This window comes from Aquamicrobium sp. (genome assembly GCF_023954335.1).
Taxonomy (GTDB): Bacteria; Pseudomonadota; Alphaproteobacteria; order Rhizobiales; family Rhizobiaceae; genus Aerobium.
In genome coordinates, this window is record NZ_JAMLIE010000003.1 from 1 (window position 1) to 15,886 (window position 15,886).

Below are 15,886 nucleotides of genomic sequence, written 5' to 3' on the forward strand. Positions count from 1 at the left end.
TTTGGCCAGTGCTCTGTACGAGGTGCAATGAGATAACGACCGCCAATTTCAAAGAAATCACGTTGCGCTGTAGGGAATGCGCGTCGGATACTGTGACTGAATTGGACCTCGACGGGGACAGCCTGGGTGACGGACAGCATGTCATTGTGAGGTGGGGAGAGAAGTTGCTGCTCGACAATCATTTCCGTTGCCCCAAGTGCCGGCGTTTTGAACTTCGTATTGGTACCAATCCGTTTGATCGTCATAGGAATTGGGATTGATTCCTTAGGACTTGGTGGGCACCTCGGCCAGCTATGCCGCTGTCGAAGAGGCGCCTTACCCGGCACCATGTGCCTACCAAGAGGATCGAGGTACGGCGGATCCCTACGAATGCGTTTGCGAGACTGGACCGCCACGGTACACTGGATACCGGGCCGGATGAATGTCGCTGGAATCCGATATGACCGTATGGAATGCAGCGACATTAATGATGTTAAGTGCTGGAACTATTATTTAGATAAAGAATAGCTGAACGAGCTCTATAGTTAACGGAGCATGCAGGCATGACTGGATTTCGTCGAGCCGGCCATTATCGCACCAATGCCTATGGCACTACTTTTTGGGTTAGTGAACACGGAGTTCGTCGGGCCGATTGGCAGCAAACGATAGTTCCGCGCCAGACTATGACGTCTGGCGGAGGCTCGGAGTTTGGAATCACCTTCCCAAACGCCAAATGCCCGGTTTGCGGCGAGTCGGTTTTCTTCTTTCAAGCTCGTGATGGGGGGCGGGTCTTCTTCGATCCTCCGCTTGGCCCCCCGTGGCCAAAACACCCCTGCACCGTCCGCGAACCCGAGTTGGCGGCCAGAGCCAACGTTGGAGAGGTGGAAAGCGACGAGGCTTATAGTGCGGCCCCGATCCAAGAATCCTATACCGTTGAGATATTTCCCCGCCCTAACAACAGCGTCGTTGTGCTTGATGCGGATGGCGAGGAAATCGCCTATGCAACGGACCTGAAGCTTGACCAAAGGTACCTGGACCGCGTTTGGCCGGTCAAAAATGACCGAGAGAAGGTGGTCGGACTTTCGTTTCTGACCGCAAACTTTGACCCAGTCGAGGTTTCAGCGAAACCTCGGGCGCTAGTCGGAGCTATGGGGGCGGGGATACGGCGTGAACTTTCTCGAATGGCCTCGGCGAAGTTGGAAGGAATAGTTCGCCGTATGGGCGACGCGGTTGCAGAATTGTCGATAGCGGAGACGAAGTACGGAATGTTCGGATCCGTTGACGCTGGCCCCTCACGTCTTGTCCTGATCCCGGTTCCCATCGAACACCGGATCAGCTTGGATGAGGACGACGCTAAATCGACGCTAGACTATATGTTTGAGGCAGCAGAAGCGGCGTTGGAGAACTGCGGATCAAGGTCGCCGACGCGTCCTGATGTGCTACATCTTAATCGAATAGTCTTCGTTTTTGAGGATGTCCTCGGCCGCGTCAAGGATTTCATTGCCCGCGGTCTCGACTTCGAGCCCGAAGGACATTTTGATACGACCGCACGCTCATGGTCATCAAACCCACTGTCACAAATCCGCGCCAGGATCATGTGGGTCGATGTCTTCGACGAAGGGAGAATCGAACTCCCAGAGTGTGCTATGACCATCGACGAAGCTTTCGAAGCCGAAGCTGACTTTTGCTCAGAGATATGGCCAGAGGACAACATCGGCAGATGGGCAAAAGTACGGGCTATCATCGAAGCGCTGGGTCATACTCAGCGGTTCATGGAAATTAACGCGGCGTTGAAAGGCATTGGTTGGCGTATCAATCACAGGGGCGAGCATTACCAGCGCTTTAAGCATGAGATCGAGTACGTCCCGCCAGAACGCGACCCTGATGACGATACCCCCAGAGTGCGCTTACTGTTTTCGAAGTCGGACCCAACCAGCGGAATAGGAATGGCAATGGGGCGGTTTTCTGATGCTTCGCTTTTGAAAGACGTCTTTATAAGGATCAGCGACGCAGATGCCCTGACGAAGGTGGTCAGAAAGCTACGCCGAATGAAGTGATGATGTCACACGGTAACCACGCGGTCACCGTTTCGCTGTTTCGTTGTACTTCACGTCAGTTCATCAGAGCACCGCTCCGTTCACAGGCCTCGCGGCCAACGAAACCCGTCGAACCGCGCCTCTAGTGCATTGGCGTGCATTTGGGCGTAATGGTCTCAAGTGTGGAGACATCGCAATTTCTCGCTTGCCAAGGTTGGGGTCGAGGGTTCGAATCCCTTCGCCCGCTCCAGTTTCACAACCAGTCCAAAGCCGCGGAATTCCGCGGCTTTCGTGTTTTCCGGACGGTTGAAATCGCAAGGCACGGAAGCGGCAAAAAAGGCCGCGGTTACACGCGGGTTACCAGTTTGCGGAATCGAGGCGGCGTGAAATCGCGGTGTCGCTGGACTGCGCAGCAATGCTGCGGAGTCCAAAACTCTACTGCCGCAGCGGGATCGTCGAGCAGACGACCTTAGCTTGAGCGTCAGGGACCTCAGCCTCACTTAATAACTCAACCATTGCCAAGCGTACTTGGTCGGGGAATTCCGTCGGGCCGACAATGACTCGATCAATCAGCTTGGGTAGCTCAGCCCCCTCAAGGTTTTCCTCCGGGTAGTCCACGAAAGGTATGCTATGAACAACTTGCGGAACGCCTTTGATCAATTCGACGCTACGCACGATCCTGTCGGAGCTTCCGTGACTAGGTGTGTAGACGATGCGCCACTCTCGCTCTTCCGCGAAACCAGGATGTTTGGTGCATAGAACAGCCAATCGGAAGGCATGATAAAGGCTGTTCAGCATACCCTCGCGGCCGTCCTGTTTCACGAAATCTGCGTTTGTCTCTATGCTGTCCGTTACCTTTGCCAGTTCTCGCTCAAAATCCTCTAGCGTTAGATATGCGACTGGCGACGTGAAGGCTGGCAGAGCGTCACTGACACTCAGAAAGACACTCGGATTTAACACCACGGCAACCCCCGCAGCGCCCCCGTAGGCTCGCCACATTGATAACCTGCCTAGATTGTCCTCTGTGTCGTTATGCTGGGAAAGGCAAGTGATGTACGTATCTGATCGGAAGATGGGAGCCCACCCGTCAACAAGTTTGGCGAGTTCATCAGGCAAGCCCGGATACATCCCGTCGATTAGCTTTTTGAACTTTTCTCCGGTCGCGCTCCGCCAAGCGTTTGCGAGACATTCTGCGCCGTGCTCGATTTCAAGGAAATCATTCATAACGACAGCGTTTCGCAGCCGCATGCGTCTTAATTTTATGATGTAGTAGGCCGCTTCTGCACTGCAATAGTGAACGAAGCGCGCTTTTGAACCCAGCATTTCTTGGTACTTTGCGACCGCGAATGGATGGAAAATCATGAACCGCCGAAGCTGGTCGCCGTCTAAAAGCATTTCTCCCCCTAAATGTAACCTAGAACAGAATTGTCTGGCACTGTCGATCGTCTCGAAACGAGTTCTGCTGTCCCATCTGTCTTCGGGCGACAACAAGCATCTCGATCACTATACGACAGGGGCCAAAAGGGAAGGGAAGCAGCTAAAGCGCTAGCAATTCTTCAGGTTCGCGCTGCCGCAAGTGCCTCGATCATAACGACCACCCTTTCAAGATCGTCGTCGCGCAGAGCCATAGAAGCTGCGTCTATTCTCGCCAGTGCGAGTTGCCGGGGTGATTGAACGACTGAATCTTGCTGATCGATCAACAATATGTCGGGCGTTGTTGCCAGCACCGACGCGATCCTGACCAGCGTAGCGAGGTCTGGTTCACGCCGGCCGCTAACGTAGTTGCCATATCGGGTTTCACTCAAACCGGCGCGCCGGGCCACTTCGGCATGCGAAATGCCGAGTTCCTCCGCGCGTTTCCTGAGGTTGGATGCAAACAACTCCATGCGGACGAAATGTCCATGACATCCTCCACGGGTCTATATACGTTATGACGCGGTAATTCGCGTCATAACGTGGAGTTTGGGTTGAAGCATCAGTACGTCGGGGACATCAACGACTATCGGAAATATGCGCTGCTGCGAGCGTTGTCGGCGGAGCGAGATTGAGCAACGTGCCGAGGACGACAAGCCTCGTGCTGGTTTCCACGACGATAAGGTGGCGGGTCTGCTCGAAGAACACGAACCGGCCATCCGGCAGATAGCCCAAGGGAATCGGTCCCAATTCGCCGGGCTCATAGTCTCCAAAGGATGCTCCACCCTGTCCGAGATTTTTCTCGCGCGCGCTCTTCAGCATCCCGAGCGTTTCGTCGGCAGTGTTCCCGCGATAGCCCGGCGGCAGAAGACCGTTCAGGCAATGCGCCATCCATCCCAGATCGAGGTCGAGCATGGCGATGCCCGACGACGTAAGCGCCAGCATCAGGTCATGCGCCTTCAGGTCGGGACCGCCTTCCGCCATGGCGAGGGCGGAAGGGTTCGAGCAGACCTTCGTCAAAAACTCGATCCGCAGTTCATCCAGCATCGGCAAGGCGAGCCGAGGTCCCAATGGTCATGTTCACCGTTGCCGGCCTCGTCCGTAAGACAAAGCACATGCTGCGTACCATCGGGAAATACATATTGGGATACTTCAATGGGTTGGATGGACGCTTCGTTCAGCATGGGAACTTTGTGAGCAAAGCTGACAAACAGAAGAGCGAGCGCGCAAAGAATGCGCACGCCCTTCATCATGCTGCTTCCAGCGTCTGCCATCACCGGCAACCTCTCTTGGAAAGCATCCCATATTCATTGTCGTCATTTGACGACCCGGCTCCTTGATCCTGCGCAAACAACCACAACAATGTCGAGGACGGGGTCGATAGCGGCCCCTGGCCGTCGATAAAGGGAGTTCCCACATAGCGGAAGCGGATGCGCTGACGGGCTTGGTGAACCGCACCCGCTTTTGTCGAGCATGCGGATCAGGCGCTTTCTGAATCGCAAGGCCGACAGAGTGGCCTGATTGCAATCGACGTTGACCACTTCAAGCGTATCAACGACAGTTTTGGACACCATGTCGGGGACGATGCATTGCGCCATCTGGCCACGGTAGCCCCATGTCATCTGCGGAGCGATGACGTGCTGGGTCGGATCGGGGGCGACGATTCATGCTGCTCCTGCCGGATACCGGCATTGCCAATGCCGAACAAATCTGCACCCGCATCAGGGACAATTTGCGCCGCTCACCCCTGATATTGGAAGATGGAACACGGTTGCTCATGTCGGTGAGTTGAGGCCAAGAAAGCGGGTCGTGGAATCCACAAGCGCGCAGACGCGCGAATCTTGCTGAGATCAGGGTAAATATCGCAGTCCTGGCGGAAAAAGTCTCTCCTAACTCCGTTGCTGCAAAATTCGTCATATGGATTGGCGGTTCTCACCTCGATAGCTGATGATCAAGCAACCGCTGCCACGTCATTTATAACCTGAACTCACCAATGACCGTGGAGTGGACAATGAATGCCCTGCGGCCGGGGAAGTCCGCAGGGCACGGGGGCGACGTTTCGCGTCGCCTCTGTGCTCCCGCCGGAGCGGCGTTGACGGAAGCATCAGATCTTTTCAAGAGTTATGCCGATCTGGCAGCACATTTGCTGGCTGCCAGGAAGAAAACAAGCGCTCCGGCGCTGGCTCCGGGCACCAGGGCAAGAAGGATGGCCGCAGCGTAATCTACCGTAGCCACCAGTGCCCCCGGACCCGCCAATGTCCAGACGGGGACAAGGAAAGCAGAAATCGCCGTTACAGCCAAACCAGCCACTAGAGCGGCAGTGAGCGGACGCCTGGCCGGTCTTCCTGCTTTTCGTAATTTTGCCCCGCCCGAAACAATGCCTATCAGAAGGATGAAGGCCAGCGCGACGAGCACCCAGAGCCAGCCGCCCATGCTCTCGGAGAGAATGAAATAAATCGTTGTTAGATCGAAATCGCTCATGGTTTTTTCTCCCTATGCACGACCGCGCAGCATGGCGCGATAGGCGCCGAGCAGGCCCTTTTCCTCGATCAGCCACGACACCCACAATTCCTTCAGCGGATCGATGAACGGGAAGGAGGGGATCAGATTGCCGTCATAGTCGAACTCGATCAGCATCGCCTTGCCGATGCCGGTGACCATCGGGCAGGAGGTGTAGCCATTATAGACTGCCTGCGATGTTCGGCCCGCCGTTTCGGCGACGAGATTGTCGACGACGACCGGAACCTGCCACTTGACGCTGGCTGCTGTCTTGCCGCGCGGGACACCGGCAATGTCGCCGACGGCGAAGACGTTGGAAAAGCGGGGATGACGCAAAGTCGCCTTGTCGGCCTCGATCCAGCCATCGGCGGCAAGCGCACCTTCCTGCCAGGGCAGCGGGCTGTTTTTCACGGCGTCCGGCGCGCGCATCGGCGGGACGACATGGATGAAATCATAGTCGAGCGTGACATCGCCGCTTTCGGTGGCATAGGTTGCCTGCTTCGTGCCGGGATCGATCGCCGTCAGCACATGGCTGTAATTGACGGCGATGTCGCGGGCCGCGAACATTTCCTTGACCTTTTCATTGACCGGTGGAACCGCGAAGACGGCGGGGTTATGCGCGTTATAGATCAGTTCGACCCCGCCTCGACGGCCTTGGCTGCGGGCCTTGTCATCAGTGATGAAGGTGATCTTCAACGGCGCGCCGGCGCATTTCATCTCGCCGGCAGGCCGCCCGAAAAGGCCGACACCGCCAGTCTCGATGAAACGGTCAATCGCGGTGCTTGATGCCCTGGCCTGCTCCGGCCCGGCATAGATCGAGGCAATGCCGTCGCGGCCGATCAGGGATGCATCCATGCCCTCGATGGCTTCGTAGTTGAGCTTGAGCCCGGTCGCGACCAGAAGGAAATCATAGTCGATCCGCTGGCCGGTGGTGGTCACCACGGCATTGGCGTCGGGATCGAACTCGGCAATGGCGGCCTCGACCCACTCGACGCCGCGCGGCATGTAATCTTCATTGCGTTCCGTCACCTGGGCAGGCGACCAGATGCCGGCACCGACCAGAGTGAAGCCGGGTTGGAAGTGATGCTCCTTCTTGGCGTCAATGATGGTGATGGTTGCGTTGGGCATGGAGCGCCGCAGGCGCGAGGCAAGCGCCAGCCCGGCCGCGCCTGCGCCAGCGATCACGATATGGGCACGTGTGTCCGAGGTTCGGGCCTGTGCCTGTGTCGCAGTCAGGGAAAGAGGTGCGCCGACGAGCAATGCCGCCCCGCCGCCTGCAATCAGGAATTTGCGTCTGTTCATTTTGTGCGCTCCTCTTGCGTCAGCTGTCGGACTGTACGGCGCTGCTTCTGGCGCAGGCCCAGTCGACGATCTGTTTTTGTGTCATCGCACCCGAAACGCGGGCGACCTCGCGGCCACCGGCAAAAAGGATCATCGTCGGAATGCCACGTATGCCCAGTTGTGCGGCAACCCCGGACTCGGCATCGGAATTGAGCTTCAGCAGGCGCATCTGCGGTTCAAGGTCGGCTGCGGCGGCCTCAAAAGCCGGCGCCATCATCTGGCAGGGACCGCACCATGGCGCCCAGACATCGACCAGAACCGGCAGGTCGCCATGTTGCGTCTGTCGCTTGAATGTCGTGGCATCGGCATCAAGCGGGCGACCGGTGAACAGCCGGTCCTTGCAGCGGCCGCATCGGGCTGCCTTGGCAGGCCTGTCCAGTGGCACACGATTGATGCCGGAACAATGCGGACAGACGATCTGGCGACTGACGGGCATTTGACTGATACTCCCTCCATATCTGCAAACCGGGCCTTGCCTCAGCAGGCGATTGTTGACTACATATGCGAATAATGGTAGATACGCAAGTATGAACTTAAAAATGAAAATAGATGCAGATGCCATGCGTGACGCAGCCGGTGAAGCAAGCGAGTTGCTCAAGGCGCTTTCAAACCAGCATAGATTGTTGATCCTGTGCCGGCTGATCGACGGGGAAAAGTCGGTCGGCCAACTCGCCGAATTCCTTGGCATCCGCGATTCAACCGTATCGCAGCATCTGGCCCTGTTGCGTCGGGACCGGCTTATTGCCGGTCGCCGGGATGGCCAGACCATCTGGTACCGCATCGAAAGCGATGTCGCGCGACGCGTAGTGGAAGTGTTGTACGGCTCCTTCTGTCAGCAGGCGGACTGCTAATCCCTCATCCCTTAGGCATCCTGTCCCGTAATCCAGACGTGCCTGCTCAACGAGTTTGACATGACTGATCAGGCCATCGCCAAAAGGAATATCTTCGTATTGACTGCCGCCCAGGCGCTGGGGGCGGCAAGCCCGCCGATCATCATTTCGCTGGGTGGATTGGTCGGTCAGCAGCTTTCCTCCGACCCGGCACTGGTGACGCTGCCCGTCAGCCTGTTTAATCTCGGCCTTGCCGTCGGCACGCTTCCGGCAGCGTTTGTCATGCGACAGGTCGGGCGGCGCAACGGCTATTTGCTCGGAACCGGCTTTGGCATGGCAGCTGGCCTGGTCGCCGCCTTCGGCATCTTTTCGGCTTCTTTCCTGATCTTCTGTCTCGGCACCTTCATTGCCGGCTTCTACGCCGCCTATGTCCAGAGCTATCGCTTCGCGGCGACTGATGCAGCAACCGGCGAACTGAAGGCCAAGGCAATTTCCTGGGTGATGATCGGCGGCCTGATTGCGGCCATCATCGGACCGCAACTCGTCATCTGGACTCGCGATGCGGTTCCGGGAACACCCTATGTCGGCAGTTTTCTCAGTCAGGCGGCACTGGCGCTGATGGCCGTGCCTGTTCTTCTTCTGCTGCGCACGCCGAAGGCAACTAAGACGGGCAATGTGCAGGATACCGGACGACCGCTGATCCGGATTCTTATGATGCCGCGCTACGTGCTGGCGGTAGCAGCCGGCGTCGTCTCCTACGGGCTGATGGTGTTCGTGATGACGGCAGCCCCCATCGCCATGGTCGGTCATGGCCATTCGGTTGATCACGCTGCGCTTGGCATCCAGTGGCATGTGCTGGCAATGTTTGCGCCGAGCTTCGTTACCGGCCATCTGATGGCGCGCTTCGGCAAGGAGCGCATAACGGCACTTGGCCTGCTGCTGATCGCGGTTTCAGCCGTCTTTGCACTCGCTGGATTGCAACTCATTCACTTCTACGTATCGCTGATCCTGCTGGGCATTGGCTGGAATTTCGGCTTCATCGGCGCGACCGCCATGGTCACCGACTGCCATAGCGAGGCCGAACGCGGCAAGGCGCAAGGAGCGAATGACTTCCTGATCTTCGGCACGGTCGCCGGTGCCTCCTTCTTTGCCGGTGCGCTGCTGCACGCCTCGGGCTGGCAGACGATCAACTGGCTGATCTTCCCCGCTGTCGCGCTTATCCTCGTGCCGCTTGTCTGGCAAAGCGCCCGCAAAGCGTCGATTGCTCCCGCTGAGTGAACTGATGACTGATTTGCGAAGCCGTGAGTGTCAATTGGGCTTGCCTTTACATTCATATCTGCGTATATAGCAATATACGCACTTTACAGGAGGTATTCCCAATGACCCTCGAACGTTCCGTCCTTGCCTTTGCCGGCGTCATGGTACTCGTTTCCGTGGCGTTGACCGTCTGGGTCTCGCCCTATTTCATCTGGCTGACAGTGTTTGTCGGACTCAATATGTTCCAGTCGGCTTTCACCGGCTTCTGCCCCGCTGCGGCTGTTCTGAAGCGCCTCGGCTTCAAGCCTGCCTGCTCCGTCTGATCTGCCCGTCTTATCTGAAAGACCTGTCATCATGCGTATTGTCATCCTGGTCGCCGCGCTTGTGGCGACCGCCCCTTCCTTTGCTGCCGAAACATTCGTGCTTTCGCCGCAGAACGTGCCGGAATGGAAGGCCGTCTATGGCCGTGTCGAGGCGCGCGATCTGGTGCCGGCGCGGGCGCGCATCGGCGGCACCGTGGTCGAGCTTCTGGTATCAGAAGGCGACGAGGTCGAGGCCGGGACCCGGATCGCCATTGTGCGTGACGACAAGATCGATTTCCAGATCGCTGCTATCGATGCACAATTGCGCGCGCTCGAAGCCCAGCTTGGGCGCGCACAGTCAGAGCTTGAACGCGGGCGTTCGCTGGTCGAACGCGGTGTCATCACCGCCCAGCGGCTGGAGCAGCTTTCCACTGATGTCGATGTAACGCAAAACCAGATCGCAGCAACGCAGGCGCAGCGTTCCGTTATCGTCCAGCAGGGCGAGGAAGGTGACGTTCTGGCCCCTGCATCAGGGCGTGTGCTGAGCGTGCCTTTGACGAAGGGTGCCGTCATCATGCCCGGAGAGCCTGTTGCCACCATTGGCGGCGGTGGCTTCTTCCTGCGCCTTGCCATCCCCGAGCGCCATTCCGCTGAACTGGAGGAAGGCGCGCCGATAAGGATCGTCACGGCAGGAGAAGCCAGGCAGGGTCGCCTCGCCAAAATCTATCCGCGCATCGAAAATGGCCGCGTCATCGCCGATGTCGAGGTCGAAGGGCTGGATGACGCCTTTGTCGATGCCCGTATTCTGGTCGAGGTGCCGGTCGGCCTGCGCTCGGCACTGCTTGTGCCGCAAGCGGCACTTGCTACCCGCGCCGGGCTCGATTTTGTCCGTGTCATGGCGGGCGCAACCGAGGTGGAGCGCGTCGTGGTTCCAGGCGAAACCATCATGCAGGATGGAAAAACCCATGTCGAAATCCTGACCGGCCTTGAAGCTGGCGACAGCGTGATCGTGCCATGACAACGCCCTCCCATCGTCTGGGCATGGCGGGCGCGCTGACCCGTGCCTTCATCACCTCGCCGCTGACGCCGCTGTTCCTCATTGCCTCGCTGGCGTTCGGCCTTCTGGCGCTCATTGCCCTGCCGCGCGAGGAAGAACCGCAGATCTCCGTGCCGATGGTTGACATCCTCGTGCGCGCCGATGGTCTCAAGGCAGAGGACGCGGTCAAGCTCGTCACCGAACCTCTGGAGGTGATCGTCAAGGGCATTGACGGTGTCGAGCATGTCTATTCGCAAACCCGCGATGACAGTACGCTGGTGACAGCACGGTTTCTGGTCGGTACATCTGCCGACGCAGCCGTCTTGCGCGTTCACGACAAGCTGCGCGCCAATATGGACCGTATTCCCGTCGGCATCCCCGAACCGCAGATCATCGGGCGTGGCATTGACGACGTTGCCATCGTGTCACTGACGCTGACGCCAAACCCAACCCTGGCCCCGGCGGCAGCCCATCGCATCGACGCCAATGAAGTGACACGGATTGCCCGCGAGCTGAAAACCGAACTCGCCAAAATCGACAATGTCGGCCTGACCTATCTGGTCGGCGCGGCTGACGAGGCAATCCGCATTGCGCCCGACCCGGCGCGGCTGGCGCTTTATGGCGTCACCCTGCAACAGCTTGCCGGCAAGGTGCAGGGCGCCAACCGCGCCTTTCCGGTGGGCAATCTGCGCGATGGTGGTGAACAGATCATGCTGGTCGCCGGCGAGACGCTGTCGACACCGGCACAGATCGGCAATCTGCTTTTGACCTCCCGCGATGGCCGCCCGGTCTATGTCCGCGATGTCGCGACAGTTGAATTCGTGACCGAACCGGGGGAGGCGCTGGTCTCGACGGTGACGCGCGATGGCGACCAGATCGCCCGCGTTCCGGCGGTGACGCTGGCGCTTGCCAAGCGCGCCGGCTCCAATGCCGTCACCGTCGCCGAGACGATCCTGCACCGGGTTGATGAACTGCAAGGATCGCTGATCCCGCAGGAGATCGCGGTCGAGGTGACGCGCGATTATGGCGAGAGCGCCAATGAAAAGGCCAATGAGCTGCTGTTTCATCTGGCGCTCGCGACCGTTTCGATCATCCTGCTGGTATGGCTTGCAATCGGCTGGCGCGAGGCGCTGGTGGTGGCGGTGGTCATCCCCGTCACCATCCTGATGACGCTGTTTGCGTCATGGATAATGGGCTATACGCTGAACCGCGTCTCGCTGTTTGCGCTGATCTTTTCCATCGGCATCCTGGTCGATGACGCCATCGTTGTCATCGAAAACATCGCCCGCCACTGGGCGATGAAGGATGGCCGGTCGCGTCGCCAGGCGGCCATCGAAGCGGTGGCGGAAGTGGGCAACCCGACCATCGTCGCCACGCTGACGGTGGTGGCGGCACTGCTGCCGATGCTGTTCGTGTCAGGCATGATGGGCCCCTATATGAGCCCGATCCCGGCCAATGCGTCTGCGGCGATGATCTTTTCCTTCTTCGTCGCGGTGATGGTGACGCCATGGCTGATGCTGAAGGTGGCCGGAAAGGCGCAGGCTCATTCTCACAACGGAGATGGTCACGGCAGTGGCGGGCTGCTCGGGCGCATCTATGCCGCCAGCGCGCGGCCAATCCTGAAAAGCAAGGCGCGGAGCTGGCTGTTCCTGCTCGGTGTCGGCGCACTCACACTCGGTTCGCTGACGCTGTTTTACACGCAGGCCGTGACGGTGAAGCTCCTGCCGTTCGACAACAAGTCTGAACTTTCCGTCACCATCGACCTTCCCGAAGGCGCCTCGCTCGAAGCGTCGGACGCGATCGCGCAAGCCATCGCGCGCATCGTGCTCGATATGGAAGAGGTGAAATCGGTGCAGACCCATGCGGGTGCTGCCGCCCCCTTCAACTTCAACGGACTGGTGCGCCATTCTTTTTACCGCACCGATCCGCATCTGGGCGAGGTGGCGATCAACCTGTTGCCGAAGGGCGAGCGCAGCCGCGCCAGCCACGACATTGCGCTCGACATCAGAGAGCGGTTGGCGGCGCTCGACGTGCCGGCGGGAACCAGCCTCAAGGTGCTTGAGCCGCCGCCGGGACCACCGGTGATGGCGACACTTCTGGCCGAAATCTATGGTCCCGATGCCGCGACAAGGCGGGCAGTGGCGCAAAAGGTTGAAGCCGCCTTCCGCTCCGTTCCCTATATCGTCGATGTCGACAATTCCCATGGCGTTGCGGCGCGGCGGCTTAGAGCCACCATCTCCACCGACGATCTTGAATTCTTCCGCGTCGAGGAAGGCGACGTGCTCGACACCATCGCCATTCTCAATGGCGGCATGACGGTCGGCTATTCGCATCGCGGCGAAGGCCGCCAGCCGATCCCGCTGCGTATCGAGCGGCCAAAATCGGAACGCCGCCTCGACGAGCGCTTCCTGACAACGCCGATCCCGGCCAATGTGCTGCCGGGTGATCGTGGCGTTGTTGAGCTTGGCGACGTGGTGCGTGTTGCCGAGGAACACTCCTCTTACCTGATATTCCGTCGTAACGGTCGCGCCGCAGAAATGGTTACGGCCGAGCTTGCGGGCGAGTTCGAGGCCCCGCTCTATGGCATGATTGCGGTGCAGGACGCGCTCGATGCGCAGGATTGGGGTGATTTGCCGAAACCCGTTATCTCGCTTTACGGCCAGCCAGACGACGAGCGCAACGCGACGCTGCTCTGGGATGGCGAGTGGGAGGTGACATGGGTGACCTTCCGCGACATGGGCGCAGCCTTCATGGTGGCACTGCTTGGTATCTATATCCTCGTCGTTGCGCAGTTCGGCTCATTCAAGGCGCCGCTGGTTATCCTGACGCCGGTGCCGCTGACCTTTATCGGCATTCTAGGTGGCCACTGGCTGTTCGGAGCACCGTTCTCGGCCACCTCGATGATCGGCTTCATCGCCCTTGCCGGCATCATCGTGCGCAACTCGATCCTGCTGGTCGATTTCATCCGCCACACCGATGCCAAGGACCGGCCACTGACGGAAATCCTGATCGAGGCCGGCTCGATCCGCTTCAAGCCAATTCTCTTGACCGCGCTCGCGGCGATGATCGGCGCAGCAGTAATCCTCACCGACCCGATCTTTCAGGGGCTGGCGATCTCGCTGCTGTTCGGCCTTGCCTCATCCACGCTGCTGACCGTGCTCGTCATCCCGGCGATCTATCGTGTGCTGCGAACATGAGACGTGTCGATACGGTTTCGACTTCAATATCCATGACATCATTTCGGCTTTCGCTCTTAAACTAGGAGAAAACCCATGCAATCCGCTGATTTTGTCGCCACCCTGTTCGATGGCCGTTCCAATCCTGCCAAGGTTACCGTGGCTTTCACCATGGCGCTGAATGCGCTCGAAAAGGGCCACAATACCATGGTGCTTCTGATGGTTGAGGCGGTTGAGCTTGGCCAGCCAGGCGCCACCGAAGGGATCGATGTTGGCAAGCCCTTCGAACCTGTTTCTGACCTGCTGGCGAAATTTATCCTCGGCGGTGGACGGATTGGCATCTGCAAATCCTGCATGATCCATAATGGCTTCACAGAAGCGCAGATGGCGGCGGGTTACGAAATCGTGTCAGCCCCCGACGTCATCGACCTGATGATGGCTGCCAAGGGTTCGTTGCAGATCACCTGACCCGCAAACCGTCGGATCAGTGCCGCGAGAACAGGCTCATATTTATCTCGGGAGAATGCTTGCCATGACACAAACGGTTGAGGTCGATGTCGCAATCATCGGTGCCGGAACCGCCGGAATGTACGCACTGCGCGAGGTCAGACGCGCCGGGCTGGATTTTGTCCTGATCGATCACGGCCCGCTGGGGACAGTTTGCGCCCGGGTGGGATGCATGCCATCCAAGATTGCACTGCATGCAGGCGCCCGGTGGCAAGCTGCGTTGCAGCTCAACCAGATCGGCGGTAGTGGTATGGAGCACCTGCGGCTCGACCACCGCGCTGCCTGGGCAACATTGCGCAAACAGCGCGATGGATTTGCAAATCCCACCGCCAACAGGTCGCGCGAGATTGCCGGTGATCGGTTGCTGGAAGGTCGCGCGCGCTTTCTTTCGACCGATCGTCTTGCCGTGGAATTGAATGATGGCGGACACCGCCAGATCAAGGCCAGAGCGGTTGTCATTGCCGCCGGCTCGCGCCCGATCGTGCCCGGGTGGCTGGATAATGTTCGTGAGCGTGTAATCACCACCGACGATCTGTTCGAACTGGAGACGCTGCCTGCGTCGATCGGCATTCTCGGCCTCGGGGCGATCGGGATGGAAATGGGCATGGCGCTGTCGCGGTTGGGCGTCAAGGTGACTGGCGCTGATATCGCACCATTCATCGGCGGCATGACCGACGCCGAAGTGTCGGCACGCGCCGTCGAGCGGTTTGGCTCCGAGTTTGAGATGTGGTTGCAGACTGAAACGCGCCTGACGCTCAAAGACAGCGGCATCGTGATGGAGGCTGATGACAATCGCCGTGCCGATGTGGAATTTGTGCTGGCCGCACTCGGTCGTCGAACGAATATTGACAGACTCGGCCTGGCGGAAGCCGGCATTGAAGTGAACAGCAAAGGCGTTCCCCACTTCGACGCCAACACAATGCAGGCCGGAGATTTGCCGGTCTTTCTCGCCGGGGATGTCAATGGCAGTCGCCAGTTGATGCATGAAGCGGTCGATGAGGGCGTGATCGCGGGGTTCAACGCGGCGCGCGTCGCTCGCAATCCTGAAATGAAGGCGCAAGCTTTTGCCCGCAAGACACCATTGGCCATTGCCTTCACAGATCCCGATCTCGTTGTTGTTGGCGCCTCGTTAAGCGAACTCGATCCCAAACAAATTGTCATCGGTTCCGCCGAGGGGCAGGGCAATGGCCGCGCCCGTATCCTGCATGAGCCTCGCAGCATATTGCGCGTTTACGCGGACAAGGCCGATGGTCGCCTGCTTGGCGCGGCGATGCTGGGGCCCCGCGGGGAGCATCTGGCGCATTTGCTCGCCCTGGCAATCGGGCGTGGTGAGACTGCCGCCAGCCTGTTGCAAATGCCTTTCTACCATCCGGTGATGGAGGAGATCCTGCAAAGCGCTTTGCAGGAGGCAGCCCGCCAGTTGACAGGCTCACGGGATATGCCGCTGGGTTTGCACCCCATTTGAAGTCGTGTCCCGGAAGATGGCGGATTTGTTGAAACAACAATTCTC

17 protein-coding genes and 1 pseudogene are annotated in these 15,886 nt (G+C 58.9%); 10 read left to right on the top strand and 8 right to left on the bottom strand.

Annotated elements, in window-relative coordinates; genetic code table 11:
- Positions 1–245 (bottom strand): hypothetical protein (locus M9945_RS17435; protein WP_367945611.1); only part of this gene is annotated, 245 nt, incomplete at its 3' end.
- Positions 246–662: 417 nt separating this feature from the next.
- On the opposite strand from M9945_RS17435, the gene M9945_RS17440 reads away from it, so the two are divergent.
- Positions 663–2,036 (top strand): hypothetical protein, encoded by a 1,374-nt coding sequence (locus M9945_RS17440; protein WP_367945612.1) that lies wholly within the window; start codon positions 663–665, stop codon positions 2,034–2,036.
- Between the two features lie 414 nt (positions 2,037–2,450).
- On the opposite strand, the gene M9945_RS17445 is transcribed toward M9945_RS17440, so the two are convergent.
- The 4 genes from M9945_RS17445 to M9945_RS17460 form a co-directional block, all read right to left on the bottom strand.
- A complete protein-coding gene (locus tag M9945_RS17445; RefSeq protein WP_367945613.1) occupies positions 2,451–3,410 on the bottom strand; it encodes a DUF2971 domain-containing protein in 960 nt (319 codons plus the stop codon).
- 161 nt (positions 3,411–3,571) lie between these two features.
- Complete coding sequence (locus M9945_RS17450; RefSeq protein ID WP_367945614.1) at positions 3,572–3,901, bottom strand: helix-turn-helix domain-containing protein; 330 nt, start codon at positions 3,899–3,901, stop codon at positions 3,572–3,574.
- A 106-nt stretch (positions 3,902–4,007) separates the two neighbouring features.
- Entirely contained in the window at positions 4,008–4,475 is a 468-nt protein-coding gene (locus M9945_RS17455) for a hypothetical protein (protein WP_367945615.1), read from the bottom strand.
- Positions 4,445–4,681: a hypothetical protein gene (locus M9945_RS17460; RefSeq protein ID WP_367945616.1), complete on the bottom strand. Its 237-nt coding sequence runs from the start codon at positions 4,679–4,681 to the stop codon at positions 4,445–4,447. Before M9945_RS17460 ends, M9945_RS17455 begins: the two co-directional genes overlap by 31 nt.
- A gap of 222 nt (positions 4,682–4,903) precedes the next feature.
- Here M9945_RS17460 and M9945_RS17465 point away from each other — a divergent pair.
- A pseudogene (locus tag M9945_RS17465) lies at positions 4,904–5,080 on the top strand (diguanylate cyclase); the annotation flags it as partial.
- Between the two features lie 14 nt (positions 5,081–5,094).
- A complete protein-coding gene (locus M9945_RS17470) occupies positions 5,095–5,220 on the top strand; it encodes a hypothetical protein (RefSeq protein ID WP_367945617.1) in 126 nt (41 codons plus the stop codon).
- Positions 5,221–5,549: 329 nt separating this feature from the next.
- Here the strand turns inward: M9945_RS17470 and M9945_RS17475 are convergent, their stop codons facing one another.
- The 3 genes from M9945_RS17475 to trxC form a co-directional block, all read right to left on the bottom strand.
- Positions 5,550–5,909: a hypothetical protein gene (locus M9945_RS17475; RefSeq protein ID WP_367945618.1), complete on the bottom strand. Its 360-nt coding sequence runs from the start codon at positions 5,907–5,909 to the stop codon at positions 5,550–5,552.
- A 12-nt stretch (positions 5,910–5,921) separates the two neighbouring features.
- Positions 5,922–7,187: an FAD/NAD(P)-binding oxidoreductase gene (locus tag M9945_RS17480; RefSeq protein WP_367945619.1), complete on the bottom strand. Its 1,266-nt coding sequence runs from the start codon at positions 7,185–7,187 to the stop codon at positions 5,922–5,924.
- 61 nt (positions 7,188–7,248) lie between these two features.
- Positions 7,249–7,704: a thioredoxin TrxC gene (gene trxC, locus M9945_RS17485; protein WP_367945620.1), complete on the bottom strand. Its 456-nt coding sequence runs from the start codon at positions 7,702–7,704 to the stop codon at positions 7,249–7,251.
- A 103-nt stretch (positions 7,705–7,807) separates the two neighbouring features.
- On the opposite strand from trxC, the gene M9945_RS17490 reads away from it, so the two are divergent.
- The 7 genes from M9945_RS17490 (at position 7,808) to M9945_RS17520 (ending at position 15,841) form a co-directional block, all read left to right on the top strand.
- A complete protein-coding gene (locus M9945_RS17490; protein ID WP_367945621.1) occupies positions 7,808–8,119 on the top strand; it encodes an ArsR/SmtB family transcription factor in 312 nt (103 codons plus the stop codon).
- A gap of 60 nt (positions 8,120–8,179) precedes the next feature.
- On the top strand, positions 8,180–9,376 hold the full coding sequence (locus tag M9945_RS17495; protein WP_367945622.1) for an MFS transporter: 1,197 nt from the start codon (positions 8,180–8,182) through the stop codon (positions 9,374–9,376).
- 101 nt (positions 9,377–9,477) lie between these two features.
- Positions 9,478–9,678, top strand: a complete 201-nt coding sequence (locus tag M9945_RS17500; RefSeq protein ID WP_367945623.1) for a DUF2892 domain-containing protein — start codon at positions 9,478–9,480, stop codon at positions 9,676–9,678.
- A 31-nt stretch (positions 9,679–9,709) separates the two neighbouring features.
- A complete protein-coding gene (locus M9945_RS17505; protein ID WP_367945624.1) occupies positions 9,710–10,675 on the top strand; it encodes an efflux RND transporter periplasmic adaptor subunit in 966 nt (321 codons plus the stop codon).
- Complete coding sequence (locus M9945_RS17510) at positions 10,672–13,890, top strand: efflux RND transporter permease subunit (protein WP_367945625.1); 3,219 nt, start codon at positions 10,672–10,674, stop codon at positions 13,888–13,890. The genes M9945_RS17505 and M9945_RS17510 overlap by 4 nt, the downstream gene beginning before the upstream one ends.
- 75 nt (positions 13,891–13,965) lie before the next feature.
- Positions 13,966–14,337, top strand: coding sequence for a DsrE family protein (locus M9945_RS17515; protein WP_367945626.1), 372 nt, complete (start codon positions 13,966–13,968; stop codon positions 14,335–14,337).
- A gap of 64 nt (positions 14,338–14,401) precedes the next feature.
- Complete coding sequence (locus M9945_RS17520) at positions 14,402–15,841, top strand: dihydrolipoyl dehydrogenase (protein WP_367945627.1); 1,440 nt, start codon at positions 14,402–14,404, stop codon at positions 15,839–15,841.
- The last annotated feature ends 45 nt before the right edge of the window (positions 15,842–15,886 follow it).